Here is a 264-nt window from a genome sequence, read left to right as displayed (position 1 = left end):
CGGCGCATCGCGCTCTACCACTTCAAGTAGATAGCGACGCCCCCAGACGTAATGGCTTTCCCTCGTCACAAACTGACGAGGCGCTTCACGCATCTGATTTTTCAATTGCGCGCGCTGCTGGCGAATCCAGCGCAGTTTGGAAATGGCAAAGGCGCGCGCCACTTCGAGCCGTGTGCCAGTCGGCGCCACGAGGGTAACCGTGCCCTCCGGAGGATGAACCGAAAGATGAACATTCTTCACCGCCTTGAACGTGATGTCGATGTC

The 264-nt window shown here is 58.0% G+C and carries 1 protein-coding gene; it reads right to left on the bottom strand.

The window, feature by feature from the left end:
* A partial coding sequence (locus tag KVT32_RS30365) for a YgjP-like metallopeptidase domain-containing protein (protein WP_217619461.1) occupies nt 1-264 on the bottom strand: 264 nt, incomplete at both ends.

It is taken from the genome of Achromobacter sp. GbtcB20 (assembly GCF_019091095.1).
Lineage (GTDB): Bacteria > Pseudomonadota > Gammaproteobacteria > Burkholderiales > Burkholderiaceae_B > Achromobacter > Achromobacter mucicolens.
This window is presented reverse-complemented; position numbering and strand designations above follow the sequence as displayed.